Annotated in this window: 11 protein-coding genes; 4 read left to right on the top strand and 7 right to left on the bottom strand. The window is 66.6% G+C overall.

Annotated elements, in window-relative coordinates; genetic code table 11:
- Positions 1–83 precede the first annotated feature (83 nt).
- Positions 84–1,055, top strand: coding sequence for an AraC family transcriptional regulator (locus ACV22V_RS11040; protein WP_448013815.1), 972 nt, complete (start codon positions 84–86; stop codon positions 1,053–1,055).
- Between the two features lie 119 nt (positions 1,056–1,174).
- Here the strand turns inward: ACV22V_RS11040 and ACV22V_RS11045 are convergent, their stop codons facing one another.
- Positions 1,175–1,492, bottom strand: coding sequence for a hypothetical protein (locus ACV22V_RS11045; protein WP_448013816.1), 318 nt, complete (start codon positions 1,490–1,492; stop codon positions 1,175–1,177).
- 53 nt (positions 1,493–1,545) lie between these two features.
- Between ACV22V_RS11045 and ACV22V_RS11050 the strand changes: the two genes are divergently transcribed.
- On the top strand, positions 1,546–2,406 hold the full coding sequence (locus tag ACV22V_RS11050; protein ID WP_448013817.1) for a PhzF family phenazine biosynthesis protein: 861 nt from the start codon (positions 1,546–1,548) through the stop codon (positions 2,404–2,406).
- A 187-nt stretch (positions 2,407–2,593) separates the two neighbouring features.
- The gene (gene deoC / locus ACV22V_RS11055; RefSeq protein ID WP_448013818.1) at positions 2,594–3,274 is read left to right on the top strand and encodes a deoxyribose-phosphate aldolase; all 681 of its coding nucleotides are present in this window, start codon (positions 2,594–2,596) and stop codon (positions 3,272–3,274) included.
- A 144-nt stretch (positions 3,275–3,418) separates the two neighbouring features.
- On the opposite strand, the gene ACV22V_RS11060 is transcribed toward deoC, so the two are convergent.
- The 6 genes from ACV22V_RS11060 to ACV22V_RS11085 all read right to left on the bottom strand — a co-directional run bounded on the left by ACV22V_RS11060 (position 3,419) and on the right by ACV22V_RS11085 (position 13,767).
- On the bottom strand, positions 3,419–6,940 hold the full coding sequence (locus ACV22V_RS11060; RefSeq protein ID WP_448013819.1) for a pyruvate carboxylase: 3,522 nt from the start codon (positions 6,938–6,940) through the stop codon (positions 3,419–3,421).
- A gap of 804 nt (positions 6,941–7,744) precedes the next feature.
- The gene (locus tag ACV22V_RS11065; RefSeq protein ID WP_059537302.1) at positions 7,745–8,599 is read right to left on the bottom strand and encodes a 3-hydroxybutyryl-CoA dehydrogenase; all 855 of its coding nucleotides are present in this window, start codon (positions 8,597–8,599) and stop codon (positions 7,745–7,747) included.
- 38 nt (positions 8,600–8,637) lie between these two features.
- On the bottom strand, positions 8,638–9,831 hold the full coding sequence (gene bktB / locus ACV22V_RS11070; RefSeq protein ID WP_175910195.1) for a beta-ketothiolase BktB: 1,194 nt from the start codon (positions 9,829–9,831) through the stop codon (positions 8,638–8,640).
- A 49-nt stretch (positions 9,832–9,880) separates the two neighbouring features.
- Positions 9,881–11,509, bottom strand: coding sequence for an electron transfer flavoprotein-ubiquinone oxidoreductase (locus tag ACV22V_RS11075; protein WP_448013916.1), 1,629 nt, complete (start codon positions 11,507–11,509; stop codon positions 9,881–9,883).
- Positions 11,510–11,588: 79 nt separating this feature from the next.
- Positions 11,589–13,379 carry an acyl-CoA dehydrogenase gene (locus ACV22V_RS11080; RefSeq protein WP_448013820.1) on the bottom strand — a complete coding sequence of 597 codons (1,791 nt, stop codon included), beginning with the start codon at positions 13,377–13,379 and terminating at the stop codon, positions 11,589–11,591.
- On the bottom strand, positions 13,369–13,767 hold the full coding sequence (locus ACV22V_RS11085; protein ID WP_448013821.1) for a hypothetical protein: 399 nt from the start codon (positions 13,765–13,767) through the stop codon (positions 13,369–13,371). Before ACV22V_RS11085 ends, ACV22V_RS11080 begins: the two co-directional genes overlap by 11 nt.
- A 421-nt stretch (positions 13,768–14,188) precedes the next feature.
- Here ACV22V_RS11085 and ACV22V_RS11090 point away from each other — a divergent pair, with 421 nt between their 5' ends.
- Positions 14,189–15,790, top strand: a complete 1,602-nt coding sequence (locus tag ACV22V_RS11090; RefSeq protein ID WP_448013822.1) for a Re/Si-specific NAD(P)(+) transhydrogenase subunit alpha — start codon at positions 14,189–14,191, stop codon at positions 15,788–15,790.
- The last annotated feature ends 10 nt before the right edge of the window (positions 15,791–15,800 follow it).

The raw sequence follows: 15,800 nt of genomic DNA on the forward strand, positions 1-15,800 counted from the left end.
CCGAATGTCGATCGAAGCATGCATGCTAGTCTGACGAACCACGTCGAATAAGCCCGATTCCGCTGAATTTCTTGCCTGAAACTATGAGCACCGCACCCTCCCCGCCCCGCTCGCCGTCGCTGCCCGCGCGCAGCCGCAAACGCCTGATCGCGTTGCTGCATGCGTTGGCGCCGGACGAAGGCTACAACCTGACCGCGCTGCCGAGCGTGCGCATCCTGCGTTCGAACCGCGCGCTATCCCGCACGCCGGTGCTGTACGACCCGGGCATCGTGATCGTGTGCCAGGGCAGCAAGCGCGGCTATTTCGGCGGCGAACGCTATCTGTACGACGAGGACCACTACCTGGCCGTATCGGTGCCTGTGCCGTTCAGCATGGAAACCGACGCAACGGCGGAGCGTCCGCTGCTCGCGCTGTATCTGCACCTCGATTTCCCGATGGCTGCCGAACTGGCCGCGCGGATCGATCGCGAGGGAGTCACCGAACCCGTGCAGGCGCCGAAAAGCATGATGTCGACGCCGATGGACGATGCGATGCACGCGACCGTGCTGCGTTTCGTCGAGGCGATGCACCGCCCGCTCGAAGCGGCGGTGCTCGGCCCCGGGTTGCTGCGCGAACTGTATTTCCGCGTGCTCACCGGTGCGCAGGGCGGTGCGATGAGGAACGCGCTGGCGATGCGTGGACAGTTCGGCCGGATCGGCCGTTCGCTGCGCATGATCCACGCCGACTACGCGCAGTCGCTCGACGTGACGCGACTGGCTGCGGAAGCCGGCATGAGCGTGCCGAGCTTCCACGCCCACTTCAAGGCGATCACGCAGGTGTCGCCGATGCAGTACCTGAAGTCGACGCGGCTGCATCAGGCGCGCCTGTTGATGGTGCGTCAGGACCTGACCGCGGAGGCGGCCGGCCATGCGGTCGGTTATGCGAGCGCGTCGCAGTTCAGCCGGGAATTCAAACGGTTGTTCGGCCAGACGCCCGCGCAGGAAACGAAGCGCATGCGCGCGCAGTTCGCGATTCCGGCGGCGTTCGACGATGCGGTGTTCGTGTCGTCGCACTGACTGGCTGAGCCGCGCGCGCACCGCGCACCTGACCCGCCAGCGACTTCAGAATGAGCGCGGTCACGCCCCGGATGTCCTGCGTCTGGTTCGCCCAGTACCGGGGGCCAGCGCGTTCCCCGTCACGGTATTGCCGCGGCAGATCGGGGATTCAGCAGCGCCATGTCTTCCTCCTGCCTGACTGATTCGGCAAGCGTCGTGCGTTGCATGGGCACGGCGGCGGCGTGATCGAATCGAATGATTCCGGATTCTCGGGCGACGGCGTGCTCCGGCGAAAAAATATCCGCGATCGTTGCGAAATTTGGAATGCCCGGGCCGGATCGCCGTCGACGAATCGGACAGACCCGATGATGCATGAAAACTGAAATTCCGATCGGTCGCGCATCGATCCGCGCGATGCGTCCGGCAGAATACGGGATCGCGCCGAAGCAGCCCGACACGCCGTCGATGCTCGCGCGCCCCGACCGGCAAGACCCACCTACGCGAGATCCCGATGACACAGTACGCGTTCCGCCTGCTCAACGTATTCGCCGAATCCACGTTCGGCGGCAACCCGCTCTGCGTGTTCGAGGATGCGCGCGGCATGGACGACGCGACCATGCAGGCACTGGCCGTGCAGTTCAACCTGTCGGAAACGACCTTCGTGCTGCCGTCGGAGCGTGCGCGTGCACGCGTGCGCATCTTCACGCCCGGCCATGAAATGGCGTTCGCGGGCCATCCGACGCTCGGCACCGCGCATGTCGTGCGCGACCTGCTGAATGTCGGCAATGAGTTCTCGCTCGAATTCAAGGCCGGCGTGGTCGACGTCAAGGCCACCCGCGACGTGTGGACGTTCATAGCGCCGCACGCCGGCGTGCCGAAAACGGCACCCTGCGCATTGTCCGATGCCGAAACGGCTGCCATGCTGGGGCTGACGCAGGACGATTTGCTCGCGCCGCCGCGCTGGGTCGATACGGGCGCCGATCAGTTGCTGGTCGCGGTCAAGGACCCGGCTGCCGTGCGCCGCGCCCGGCCCGACAGCGCCTGCGTGGATATCTGGCCGACCAGCAGCCTCGGCCGCAAGACCGCCTACGTATTCGCGTTCGACGCGGATCGCCCCGGGAAAGTGGTCTCCCGCTATTTCTTTGCGAAACAGGGCGGCGGGATTTTTGAAGACCCGGGCACCGGCTCGGCCTGCGCGAATCTCGGCGGCTGGCTGCTTGCAGCCGGTCATCCGCTACCCGCGGCGTGTCAGGTCGAACAAGGCGACGCCGTCGGCCGGCCTTGCCTGCTTCGGTTGTCGGTCAGCGAGCACGGCTCGATCAGCGTCGGCGGCCGTGTGGTGGCACTCGGGCGCGGAGTCGTCGACGTATAGCGGCGGCGCGCCCGATCTTTCACACCGTCGCCTCATGCGGCGTCAGCCTCGGCCTGAGCACGGTCGTCGGGGACGACAGATGCCCTCGCAGCACCCTCATCAGCGATGTCGCATTCGTCACAAACCGATGTGAAAACATCAACTTTCCGTGTACCTTTCCGGCACACGATCCGTGGAGTTTCGACACATGCCGCTTTCCAACGCCCAGCTCGCCCAAACCATCGATCACACGCTGCTCGCGCCCGACGCGAGCGACGCGCAGATCCGCGAACTCTGCCGCCAGGCGGCCGAGCATCGCTTCTATTCGGTCTGCGTGAATTCGGCGAACGTGCCGCTCGCCGCGCGCGAGCTGGCCGACACCGGCGTGCTCGTGTGCGCGGTGGTCGGCTTCCCGCTCGGCGCGGGCCTGTCCGCCGCGAAGGCGTTCGAAGCGTCGGCCGCGATCACGGCGGGCGCGCGCGAGATCGACATGGTGATCAACCTCGGCGCGCTGAAGAGCGGCCGCGCCGACGACGTGAAGGCCGACATCGACGCCGTGCACCGCGCCTGCGGCACGGTGCCGCTCAAGGTGATCCTCGAAACGGGGTTGCTGACCGACGACGAGAAGGTGCGCGTGTGCGAGATGTGCCGCGACCTCGGCGTCGCGTTCGTGAAGACGTCGACCGGCTTCGGTCACGGCGGCGCGACACTCGAGGACGTCGCGCTGATGCGCCGCGCGGTCGGCCCCGTGCTCGGCGTGAAGGCATCGGGCGGCGTGCGCGACCGCGCCACCGCGCTTGCGATGCTCGAGGCCGGCGCGACGCGGCTCGGCACGAGTTCGGGCGTGGCGATCGTCACCGACCAGGGCGGCAGCGACGCGGCGTACTGACCGATGGCGGGCCGGCTGCCTGCGCGGCGGCACGTAACGACGCGCAGGCAGCCGTCAACGAACAGTCCGGCACGCCCTGCGGCGGGCGGCGTGCCGGTTGCGATGCCCCGCCCGGTCACCACGAATGGCCGATCGCGGCAACCCTCATCGCGTCGGGTCTTTCAACTCGATCAGCAGATCCTTCGCCGCCACCCGATCACCCGGCTTCACATGCACGGCCGCGATCTCGCAGTCGCGTTCGGCCGCGATGTGCGTTTCCATCTTCATCGCCTCGAGCGCAATCAGCGTCGTGCCGGCCGACACACGCTGCCCCGGTTGCACGGCCACCGTCACGACCGAACCCGGCATCGGCGCGGCCACGTGCAGCGGATTCGCCGGATCGGCGCGCTGCAGGCCATGACGCTCCTTGCCCGCCTGCACGACGCTCTTCTGCTCGACCAGCGCCGAACGCGACTGACCGTTCAGCTCGAACAGCACCTTCACGATGCCGTCCTGCGCATCGGCGTGCTGGCCCTGCAGCGACACGAGCAGCGTCTTGCCCGGCTCGATGTCGATCGCCACTTCCTCCTGCGGCTGCAGTCCGTACAGGAATGCCGGCGTCGGCACGACCGACGTGTCGCTGTATGCACGCACGTGCGCGTAATAGTCGACCGTCTGTTTCGGATACATCAGGTACGACGCGAGTTGACGGTCGTCGAGCGGCTGCTCGCACGCGGCCTCGGCCTGCTTGCGTACCGCGTCGAGATCGACCGGCGGAATCTGGTCGCCGGGACGATACGGCGCCGGCGGCTCGCTCTTGAGCACCTTGCGCGACAGGTCCGCCGGGAAGCCGTCCGGCGGGAAACCCAGCTCGCCCTTGAACAGCGACACGACCGACTCGGGGAATGCGATGTCCTTGTCCGGGTTGCGCACGTCGTCCACGGCGAGGTCGTTCGCGACCATCATCAGCGCCATGTCGCCGACCACCTTCGACGTCGGCGTGACCTTCACGATGTCGCCGAACAGGCGGTTCACGTCCGCATACGCGCGCGACACCTCGGTCCAGCGATGATCGATGCCGAGCGAGCGCGCCTGCTCGCGCAGGTTCGTGTACTGGCCGCCGGGCATCTCGTGGCGGTACACGTCGGCCGTGCCCGCGCGAATCTCCGATTCGAACGGCGCGTAATACCGGCGCACGCCTTCCCAATACATCGAGGCTTCGTGCAGGCGGTCCTGGTCCAGCCCCGGATCGCGCTCGCCGCCGGCCAGCGCCGCCGCGATGCTCGACAGGTTCGGCTGCGACGTGAGCCCGCTCATCGCGTCGAGCGCACCGTCCACCGCATCGCAGCCCGCACCGACCGCCGCGAGCACCGACGCCGCGGCGATCCCGCTCGTGTCGTGCGTGTGGAAATGCACCGGCAGCCCCGTTTCTTCCTTGAGCGCCTTCACGAGCGTGGCAACCGCCTGCGGACGGCAGATGCCGGCCATGTCCTTGATGCCGAGCACGTGCACGCCGGCTTGCTGCAATTCGCGCGCGATGCCGACGTAATACTTGAGGTCGTACTTCGACCGCGACGTGTCGAACAGGTCGCCGGTGTAGCAGATCGCGCCTTCGCACAGCATCCCGCTCTCGCCGACCGCATCGATCGCCACGCGCATGTTGCGCACCCAGTTCAGCGAGTCGAACACGCGGAACACGTCGACGCCCGCGCTCGCGGCCTGCTGCACGAAGAAGCGCACGACGTTGTCCGCGTAGTTCGTGTAGCCGACCGCGTTCGAGCCGCGCAGCAGCATCTGGAACAGGATGTTCGGCACGCGTTCGCGCAGCAGCGCAAGGCGTTCCCACGGGTCTTCCTTCAGGAAACGCAGCGCGACGTCGAAGGTCGCGCCGCCCCAGCATTCGAGCGAGAACAGCTGCGACAGCTCGCGCGCGTAGAACGGCGCGATCGGCAGCATGTCGGCGGTGCGCATGCGGGTCGCGAACAGCGACTGGTGCGCGTCGCGCATCGTCGTGTCGGTCAGCAGCACCTGCTTCTGATCGAGCATCCAGCGCGCGAACTTCTCGGGGCCAAGCTCGCGCAGGCGATCGCGTGTGCCGGCCGGAATCGGCATCGCCGTATCGACCTTCGGCAGCACGGGTTTCGACAACGGCAGCGCCGGCAGCGTGCGGCCGTTCATCTCGGCATTGCCGTTCACGTTCAGCTCGCCGAGATAACGCAGCAGCTTCGTCGCGCGATCGCCGCGCTTCGCGAATGCGAGCAATTCAGGTGTCCTGTCGATGAAGCGCGTCGTCACGTCGCCCGCGATGAAGGCCGGGTGATTGATCACGTTCTCGAGGAACTGCAGGTTCGACGTGACGCCGCGAATCCGGAACTCGCGCAGCGCGCGATCCATCCGGTGGATCGATTCGGCGGCCGTCGGCGCCCAGGTCGTCACCTTGACCAGCAGCGAGTCGTAATACGGCGTGATCACCGCGCCGCCATAGGCGGTGCCGGCGTCGAGGCGCACGCCGAAGCCCGCCGCGCTGCGATACGCCGTGAGCCGTCCGTAGTCGGGCAGGAAGTCGTTCTCCGGGTCCTCGGTCGTGATCCGGCATTGCAACGCGTTGCCGTTCAGCGGAATCGCCTGCTGAGCGGGCACGCCGGCCGCACGTTCGACGATCGCGCCGTCGCCGTTCACGACGTCCTCCGCCAGCCCGATCCGGCCGCCTTCCGTGATGCGAATCTGCGCCTTCACGATGTCGATGCCGGTGATCATCTCGGTCACCGTATGCTCGACCTGGATGCGCGGGTTCACCTCGATGAAGTAGAACTGGCCGGTGTCGGCATCCATCAGGAATTCGACGGTGCCTGCATGCGTGTACCCGACCGCGCGCATCAGGCGCAGCGCGGATTCGCACAGCGCCTGCCGGCCCGCGTCGTCGAGATACGGCGCCGGCGCGCGCTCGACCACCTTCTGGTTGCGCCGCTGCACCGTGCAGTCGCGCTCGTACAAATGCACGACCGTGCCGTGCAGGTCGCCGAGCACCTGCACCTCGACGTGCCGCGCGTTGCGCACGAGTTTTTCGACGTACACCTCGTCGTTGCCGAATGCGGCGAGCGCCTCGCGCCGCGCGACCGGCAGCAAGGTTTCGAGGTCCTGAGCGTTTTCCAGTACGCGCATCCCGCGCCCGCCGCCGCCCCAGCTCGCCTTGAGCATCAGCGGATAGCCGACTTCCGCCGCCAGCGCCCGGCACGCGTCGAGATCGTGCGGCAGCGGCTCGGTCGCGGGCATCACGGGCACGCCGGCCGCGATCGCCGCATTGCGCGCGGCCACCTTGTTGCCGAGCGTGCGCATCACGTCGGGCGACGGGCCGATCCAGCGAATGCCGGCGTCGATCACGGCCTGCGCGAAATCGGGGTTCTCCGACAGGAAACCGTAACCGGGGTGAATCGCGTCGACCTTCGCCTGCCGCGCGACGCGCAGGATGTCGTCGATGTCGAGATACGCGGCGAGCGGCTTCTTGCCTTCGCCGATCAGGTAGCTCTCGTCCGCCTTGAAGCGGTGCAGCGCAAGGCGGTCTTCCTTCGAATACACCGCCACCGTACGCATGTTCAGTTCGGCGGCGGCACGCATCACGCGAATCGAGATTTCCGAGCGGTTCGCAATCAGGATGGACTGGATGGGGTTAGGCGTCACGGCGGCCATGGAAAGTGAATGGTTGAATTGAGCTCGCCGACGCGCCGTCCTCCACCCGCCTGCTTCGCCGGGCGGTGTGCGGATTCACGCGTCGGTCGTTCGAGGTTGCATCGTCCCTGGCTTTCGCCAGTCGACATGTTCGCCAGATCGCCGGATGGCCGCTATCGACATCGCGACGACGAATAGCATCCAGCCGACCAGCGGGAAATAAGGGACCGGCTCTCCGGCCGGTCATCGATCGTCGTCGGTCAAACCGCGGGGCGATCCCGTGGCACGACCTGCGCGCGCGACAGGATCAATCGCGATGATCGAAGAGCGGTGCGTGATCCATCCAGTCGTAGCCCGCCGTTCCCTTTGCCCATGCCCAGTTCGTCTCGGGGCGTCGTTCACTGGACGATTCGCGCGTCGTCGCGGATCGATCTGCGTCCGCCTCGCGCCCCGGCGCTACGCGGCGCGCGTCGTTGCCCGGTACCGTGTTTCGTTTACCGCTGCCAGTCATTGCATTCACCTTACGATTGAAAAGCGAGTCGCCTCTCGATGTGTCCGTGTCGTTTCGTCAGGAAAGACTGGTCAGACGGGAGGACATCGAGCATGTCGTCCGGTTAACGCAAAAACCAGGCCACATCCGTTACAGGACGGACGACGTTGATGTGCGGGGATCGGATGCGAAGCGCGGGCCGGTAGCGGCGCAGATATGGAATCGGAGTTTCAGTTCTGAAATCTCGCGCGCCGGGGTGGATCGGCATCCAGGCGTGCCGTGAAAAGCAAACGGCCGCCCGAAGGCGGCCGCGTGAAGAGGCATTGAGACGTCGCTTACTTGCTGTAGTCGTACACCCCGCGCCCCGTCTTGCGCCCCAGCCGCCCCGCCGACACCATTTCGCGCAGCAGCGGGCACGCACGGTATTTCGTATCGCCGAAGTCCTTCAGGAACACGTCCATCACCGCGAGACACACGTCGAGCCCGACGAGGTCCGCCAGCGCGAGCGGCCCGATCGGATGGTTCGCGCCGAGCTTCATCCCCGCGTCGATCTCCTCGGCCGACGCGATGCCTTCGGCCAGCACGAAGAACGCTTCGTTGATCATCGGCACGAGGATCCGGTTCACGACGAAGCCCGGCGCATTGCGCACGCCGATCGGCGACTTGTCGAAACGCTCGGTCAGCGCGCGCACCGCGGACGCGGTCGCGTCGCTCGTCTGCAGCCCGCGGATGATCTCGACGAGCGGCATCAGCGGCACCGGGTTGAAGAAGTGCATGCCGACGAAGCGCGACGGATCGGCGAGCAGCGCCGCGAGCGCGGTAATCGAGATCGACGACGTGTTGGTCGCGATGATCGCATCGGGCCGCGCGACCGACTCGATCTGCTTCAGGATGCGGCTCTTCAGCTCGACGTTTTCGGTCGCGGCTTCGATCACGATGTCGACCGCGGCAAGCTTCGCGTAATCGGTCGACGTCGTGATGCGCGCAAGCGCGGCATCGCGTGCGGCAGCGTCGAGCTTCTCTTTCGACACGAGCCGCTCGAGGCTGCCCTTCAGTGCGGCGACACCCTTGTCGAGTGCCGCATCGCTGACGTCGATCATCACGACGTTGAGTCCTGCAACGGCGGCGGTCTGCGCAATGCCGTTGCCCATGGTTCCGGCGCCCACGACGCCGACGGTTTCGATGGCCATGACGATTCCTGTGTGTTCGGGTGCTGAGCGTTCGATTATCAGATGTTCTCGAAGATCGCCGCAATCCCCTGGCCGCCGCCGATACACATCGTCACGAGCGCATAACGCCCGCCGATGCGCTTCAGCTCGTACAGCGCCTTGACCGTGATCAACGCGCCCGTCGCGCCGATCGGGTGACCGAGCGAAATGCCCGAGCCGTTCGGGTTGACCTTGGCCGGATCGAGGCCGAGCTCCTGCGTGACCGCGCATGCCTGCGCGGCGAATGCTTCGTTCGCCTCGATCACGTCGAGATCGGTGATCTTCAGGCCTGCGCGCTCGAGCGCCTTCTGCGTGGCCGGCACCGGGCCGATGCCCATGTACGCCGGATCGACGCCCGCATGCGCGTATGCGACCAAACGCGCGAGCGGCTTCACGCCCTGCGCGCGCGCGGCGTCCGCGCTCATCATCAGCACCGCGGCGGCCGCATCGTTGATCCCCGACGCGTTGCCGGCCGTCACCGTGCCGTCCTCCTTCACGAACACCGGCTTCAGCTTCGTGAAATCGTCCGGGCCGGCGTCGTGACGCACGTGCTCGTCGGTGTCGAATGCGACTTCGCCCTTCTTCGTGCGGATCGAGATCGGCAGGATCTGGTCCTTGAAGCGGCCTTCCGCGATCGCGCGCGCCGCGCGACGATGCGATTCGAGCGCGAGCGCGTCCTGCGCGTCACGCGAAATGCCGTACTTGCGTGCGACGTTCTCGGCCGTCACGCCCATGTGGATCGTCTGGAACGGGTCGTGCAGCGCGCCGAGCATCATGTCGACGAGCTTCGCATCGCCCATGCGCTGGCCGAAGCGCGCGGCCGGCACGGTGTACGGCGCGCGGCTCATGTTCTCGGAGCCGCCGCCGATTGCGACGTCGGCATCGCCGAGCATGATCGTCTGCGCGGCCGACACGATCGCCTGCAGGCCCGAGCCGCACAGACGGTTCACGGTCAGCGCCGGCGTGTGCTGCGCGACACCGCCGTTGATCGCCGCGACGCGCGCGAGATACATGTCCTTCGGCTCGGTATTCACGACGTGGCCGAACACGACATGCCCGACCGCGTCGCCCGAAACGTTCGCGCGCGACAGCACTTCGCTCACGACCTTCGCACCGAGATCGGTTGGCGAGAAATCCTTCAGGCTCCCGCCGAAATCGCCGATCGCGGTACGGACACCGCTCACCACCACGACTTCCTTCGCTGCATTGCTCATCGTTTCACTCCGGTTCGTTCGCGCCTGCGGGCGCGGGGATGCGTTTGCGTTACATGTTCGGGTAATTCGGCCCGCCGCCGCCTTCCGGCGTGACCCACACGATGTTCTGAGTCGGGTCCTTGATGTCGCACGTCTTGCAGTGCACGCAGTTCTGCGCGTTGATCACCAGTCGGTCGCTACCGTCGTCGTTCTTCACGAACTCGTACACCGCCGCCGGGCAGAAGCGTCCCTCGGGGCCCGCGTACGTGCGCAGGTTCACGTTCACCGGCACGCTTGCGTCCTTCAGCGTCAGGTGCGCCGGCTGGTTCTCCTCGTGGTTCGTGTTCGAGATGAACACCGACGACAGCCGGTCGAACGTCAGCTTGCCGTCCGGTTTCGGATACTCGATCGGCGTGCATTGCGACGCCGGCTTCAGCATCTCGTGGTCCGCATGCTTGTGGTGCAGCGTCCACGGCACGTTGCCGCCCATCACCTTCTGCTCGAGCCCGACCATCAGCGTGCCGAGGTACAGGCCCTTGGCCATCCACTGCTTGAAGTTGCGCGCGCGGTACAGCTCCGTATGCAGCCACGACTGCTTGAAGGCGTCCGGATACGCGTTGAGCTCGTCGCTCTGGCGGCCGGCCTGCAGCGCGTCGAACGCGGCGTCCGCCGCCAGCATGCCGGTCTTGATCGCCGCGTGGCTGCCCTTGATCCGCGACGCGTTCAGGAAGCCCGCGTCGTCGCCGATTAGCGCGCCGCCCGGGAACACCGTCTTCGGCAGCGACAGCAGGCCGCCGGCCGTGATCGCCCGCGCGCCGTACGACACGCGCTTGCCGCCTTCGAGGAACGCGCGGATCGACGGGTGCGTCTTGTAGCGCTGGAATTCCTCGAACGGCGACAGGTACGGGTTCGTGTAGCCGAGGCCCACCACGAAGCCGACCACGACCTGGTTGTTGTCCATGTGATACAGGAACGAGCCGCCGTACGTATCCGACTTCAGCGGCCAGCCGGCCGTGTGGATCACGAGGCCCGGCTTGTGCTTGGCCGGATCGATTTCCCACAGCTCCTTGATGCCGATCCCGTACGCCTGCGGATCGGCGTTCGCGTCGAGCTTGAACTTCGAGATCAACTGGCGGCCGAGGTGGCCGCGGCAGCCTTCGGCGAACAGCGTGTACTTCGCGTGCAGTTCCATGCCGAGCTGGAAGTTCTCGGTCGGCTCGCCGTCCTTGCCCACGCCCATGTTGCCGGTGGCGACGCCCTTCACCGAGCCGTCGTCGTTGTAGAGAATCTCGGCAGCGGGGAAGCCCGGGAAGATCTCGACGCCCAAGGCTTCCGCCTGCTGACCGAGCCAACGCGTGACGTTGCCCAGCGAAATCACGTAGTTGCCGTGGTTCTTGAAGTTGTCGGGCAGGGCCCAGTTGGGCGTCGTGATCGCGCTCTTCTCGGACAGGAACAGGAAGCGGTCTTCCGTCACCTCGACGTTCAAGGGCGCGCCCTGTTCCTTCCAGTCGGGGAACAGTTCGGTGATCGCGCGCGGGTCCATCACCGCGCCCGACAGGATGTGCGCGCCGATCTCGGAACCCTTCTCGAGCACGCACACGCCGATCTCGGTGCCTTTCTCGGCGGCCAGCTGCTTGAGCCGGATCGCCGCCGACAGCCCGGCGGGGCCGCCGCCGACGATCACGACGTCGTATTCCATCGATTCGCGCGGGCCGTATTGCGCGAGCAAGTCCTGTGTGGTCAAAATCCCGTCTCCTCCTGCGCCCCGACCGTTACGGTCAGAACTGGTCTTCCGTCAACGCGAGCACGCTCTCGTTGCCCTTCGCGCCGACGATCGACGCTTCGAGCCCGCCTGCCTGCACGAGGACGTGTTCCGCATAGCATTGTGCAATCGCGATCTTCGCACCGAAGAACGCCGTGTCGCTCGCGCGATTCGCGTGCGCCGCCAGCAGCGCGCGCGCCATCTGCCATCCGCACAGCACCACGCCCGCCAGCTTCAGGTACGGCACGCTGCCCGCGAACACCGCATTCGGGTCCTGCTTCACGTTCGCGACCACGTAGTCGACCACCGTCGACAGCGCACGCGCGCCCTTCTCGAGCTGCGCCTTCATCGACGCGGCCGCCGCGCCGTCGACCTTGCCGAGCGCGGCGACGGTGTCGCCGATCTCCGCGATCAGCGCCTTCGCCACCGCACCGCCGTCGCGCATCGTCTTGCGGCCGACCAGGTCGTTCGCCTGGATCGCGGTCGTGCCTTCGTAGATCGCGAGAATCCGCGCATCGCGGTAGTACTGCGCGGCGCCGGTTTCCTCGATGAAGCCCATCCCGCCGTGCACCTGCACGCCGAGGCTCGCCACGTCGTTCACCATCTCCGTGCTCCAGCCCTTCACGACCGGCACCAGATATTCGTAGATTGCCTGATGACGCGTGCGCGTCGCCTCGTCCGAATGGCGGTGGGCAATGTCGCTGTGCGCCGCTGCGACATACGCGAGCGCCCGTGCGCCCTCGGTCAGCGCACGCATCGTGCCGAGCATGCGGCGCACGTCCGGGTGATGAATGATCGTCACCGACTGCTTGGCCGACCCGTCGACCGGGCGGCTCTGCACACGCTCCTTCGCGAATGCCGCGGCCTTCTGGTATGCGCGGTCGGCCACGCCGATCCCCTGCATCCCGACGCCGAAGCGCGCGGCGTTCATCATGATGAACATGTATTCGAGGCCGCGATTCTCCTCGCCGACCAGGTAGCCGATCGCGCCGCCGTGGTCGCCGTATTGCAGCACCGCGGTCGGGCTCGCCTTGATCCCGAGCTTGTGCTCGATCGACACGCAGTGCACGTCGTTGCGTGCGCCGAGCGTGCCGTCTTCGTTGACCAGGAACTTCGGCACGATGAACAGCGAAATGCCCTTCACGCCTTCCGGCGCGTTCGGCGTGCGCGCCAGCACCAGGTGGACGATGTTGTCCGCCATGTCGTGCTCGCCCCACGTGATGAAGATCTTCGTGCCGAATACCTTGTACGTGCCGTCGCCCTGCGGCTCGGCGCGCGAGCGCACCAGCGCCAGGTCCGAACCGGCCTGCGGTTCGGTCAGGTTCATCGTGCCGGTCCATTCGCCCGAGATCAGCTTCGGCACGTAGCGCTGCTTCTGTTCGTCGGTGCCGGCCGTCAGCAGCGCCTCGATCGCGCCGTCGGTGAGCAGCGGGCACAGCGCGAACGACAGGTTCGACGCGTTCAGCATCTCGATGCACGGCGTCGCGATCAGCTTCGGCAGCCCCTGGCCGTCGTATTCGGCCGGGTGCTGCAAGCCTTGCCAGCCGCCTTCGACGAACTGGCGGAACGCGGCGCCGAAGCCGGGCGTTGCCGTCACGACGCCGTCCTTCCAGCTGCTCGGATTGCGGTCGCCCTCGACGTTCAGCGGCGCCAGCACCTCACCGCAGAATTTCGCGGATTCGTCGAGCACGGCCTGCGCGGTGTCGTAGCCGGCTTCCTCGAAGCCGGGCAACTGCGCGACGGTGTCGATGCCCGCGAGTTCCTTCAGCACGAACAGCATGTCCTTGACAGGGGCGTTATAGCTCATGGTCGATGTTCCAAATCAGGCGGTGAATGAGGCGCGCGGCCCGGGCGGCTGCGGCAAAACCGGCCAGCGCCAGGCGACGTCGTGAGCCATCGTAATGCCGCGCCGACGGTTTTCCATTGTCATATCCGGCCCACATGGTGACAAAACCGGCCACGCAATGCGCGAGGCGATGGCGGAAACGAGTGTCGGGGCGGCGGGTTCGGATGCCGATTTCGGCACAAGCGATGCGCAATCGGCGTGCCGGCCGGACGGGTTGGCCGGCGAAGCCGAAGACCGTGGGTTGATGATGGAAAGTCGCCGAAGCTGCCTCGGGGCGGACGACAACAACGGCGAGCACATGGCGGCCGGCGCCAAATCGGCTGTCCTTTTTCGCTGTCCGGGCCGGCACGTTTCTGCGTAGACTTTCGTCTCATCAGGCCAAGCGAGCGCGGGAGCCAATGGGGAGCCGGCCATGGGAACCCGCGCAGGAAGCCGGTTATGGGAAACCCATGCAGTCCCACCGCGCGGCACCGCCGCACCGTGGCAGCGGTAGCCCGATCGCATCGTCAACATCCATTCGGCCGACGCGATATCGCCCGCACGTGGATAAAACGCAACAGAACATCGGAAGACGCGTTCGACGCATTTGTGCCCTCGATAGCCCCGTCGTTATGCGGCATACTTTATCCGCATTCAGCGAACGGTCGTTCTATTCTTGACGCGAACCCTCGCACGCGCCACTAAACACGCACATGATTCTGGTACCTTGACGCACCGGCCCGCGCGCTTCGCGATGGCCCTCACCGATCTATCACCCATCTTTCAACACTATGACATTACAGATTGGGATTCCTCTGGAGACAGCCACTCAGGAACGGCGCGTTGCGACCATCCCCGAAGTGGTCGAGAAACTGATCAAGCTGGGTTTTACGGTGGCCGTCCAAAGCGGCGCCGGGGCCGGCGCGAACTTTGACGACGATGCGTACCGCGCGGCCGGTGCGAGCATCGCCGCCAGCGCCGCCGAGCTCTGGTCCGGCAGCGACATCGTGTTCAAGGTCCGCCCGCCGAGCGCCGACGAAGTCGCGCTGATGCGCGAGGGCGGCACGCTGATCGGCTTCGTGTGGCCCGCGCAGAACCCCGAGCTGATGCAGCAACTGGCCGCGAAGCGCGCCACGGTGCTCGCGATCGATTCGCTGCCGCGCACGCTGTCGCGCGCGCAGAAGATGGACGCGCTCACGTCGATGGCCGGCATCAGCGGCTATCGCGCGGTGATCGAGGCCGCGCATGCGTTCGGCCGCTTCCTGAACGGCCAGGTCACGGCAGCCGGCAAGATTCCGCCGGCCAAGGTGTTCATCGCCGGCGCCGGCGTGGCCGGTCTGGCCGCGATCGGTACCGCCGCGAGTCTCGGCGCGATCGTGCGCGCGAACGACACGCGCGCCGAGGTGGCCGATCAGGTCAAGTCGCTGGGCGGCGAGTTCGTCAAGGTCGACTACGAAGAGGAAGGCTCGGGCGGCGGCGGCTACGCGAAGGTGATGAGCGAAGGCTTCCAGCAGGCGCAACGCGCGATGTACGCGCAGCAGGCCAAGGACGCCGACATCATCATCACCACCGCGCTGATCCCCGGCAAGCCGGCGCCGAAGCTCATCACCGCCGAGATGGTGCAGTCGATGAAGCCCGGCAGCGTGATCGTCGACATGGCCGCCGAACAGGGCGGCAACTGCGAACTCACGGTGCCCGGCGAGGCGATCGTGCGCCACGGCGTGACGATCGTCGGCTATACCGATCTCGCATCGCGCCTGTCGCGGCAGTCGTCCACGTTGTATGCAACGAACCTGCTGCGCGTCATCGAGGAGCTGTGCAAGGCCAAGGACGGCACGATCAACGTCGACTTCGACGACGATGCGATCCGCGGCCTCACCGTGATCAAGGAAGGCAACGTCACCTGGCCGCCGCCGCCGATCAAGCAGGCGGCCGTCGCGCCCAAGCCCCCGGCAGCCGCCCCCGCGGCGGCCGCGCCGGCGAAGTCGAAAGGCCACGGCCACAGCGGCGAGCCGATGTCGGCCAAGGCGCTCGCGATCGTGTTTGCGATCGGCGCGCTGGCGTTCCTGCTGGTCGGCCAGTTCGCGCCGTCCAGCTTCCTGTCGCATTTCACGGTGTTCGTGCTCGCGTGCTTCGTCGGCTACATGGTGATCTGGAACGTCACGCCGTCGCTGCACACACCGCTGATGAGCGTGACCAACGCGATCTCGTCGATCATCGCGATCGGCGCGCTCGTGCAGGTCGCGCCGCCGCTGGGCGAACTGGCCAATGCCGGCGACCGCCCGTCCGGGCTGATCCTGGGCCTGGCGGTGGGCGCGCTCACGCTCACGGCCGTCAACATGTTCGGCGGCTTCGCAGTCACGCGCCGCATGCTGGCGATGTTCCGCAAATAAGGGGACGACA

The sequence above is a fragment of the Burkholderia sp. AW33-5 genome (assembly GCF_053427615.1).

Coding starts and splice junctions, on each gene's coding strand:
- ACV22V_RS11040 (WP_448013815.1), top strand. CDS start 84: ATGAGCACCGCACCCTCCCCGCCCCGCTCGCCGTCGCTGCCCGCGCGC.
- ACV22V_RS11050 (WP_448013817.1), top strand. CDS start 1,546: ATGACACAGTACGCGTTCCGCCTGCTCAACGTATTCGCCGAATCCACG.
- deoC (WP_448013818.1), top strand. CDS start 2,594: ATGCCGCTTTCCAACGCCCAGCTCGCCCAAACCATCGATCACACGCTG.
- ACV22V_RS11060 (WP_448013819.1), bottom strand. CDS start 6,940: ATGGCCGCCGTGACGCCTAACCCCATCCAGTCCATCCTGATTGCGAAC.
- ACV22V_RS11065 (WP_059537302.1), bottom strand. CDS start 8,599: ATGGCCATCGAAACCGTCGGCGTCGTGGGCGCCGGAACCATGGGCAAC.
- bktB (WP_175910195.1), bottom strand. CDS start 9,831: ATGAGCAATGCAGCGAAGGAAGTCGTGGTGGTGAGCGGTGTCCGTACC.
- ACV22V_RS11075 (WP_448013916.1), bottom strand. CDS start 11,509: ATGGAATACGACGTCGTGATCGTCGGCGGCGGCCCCGCCGGGCTGTCG.
- ACV22V_RS11080 (WP_448013820.1), bottom strand. CDS start 13,379: ATGAGCTATAACGCCCCTGTCAAGGACATGCTGTTCGTGCTGAAGGAA.
- ACV22V_RS11090 (WP_448013822.1), top strand. CDS start 14,189: ATGACATTACAGATTGGGATTCCTCTGGAGACAGCCACTCAGGAACGG.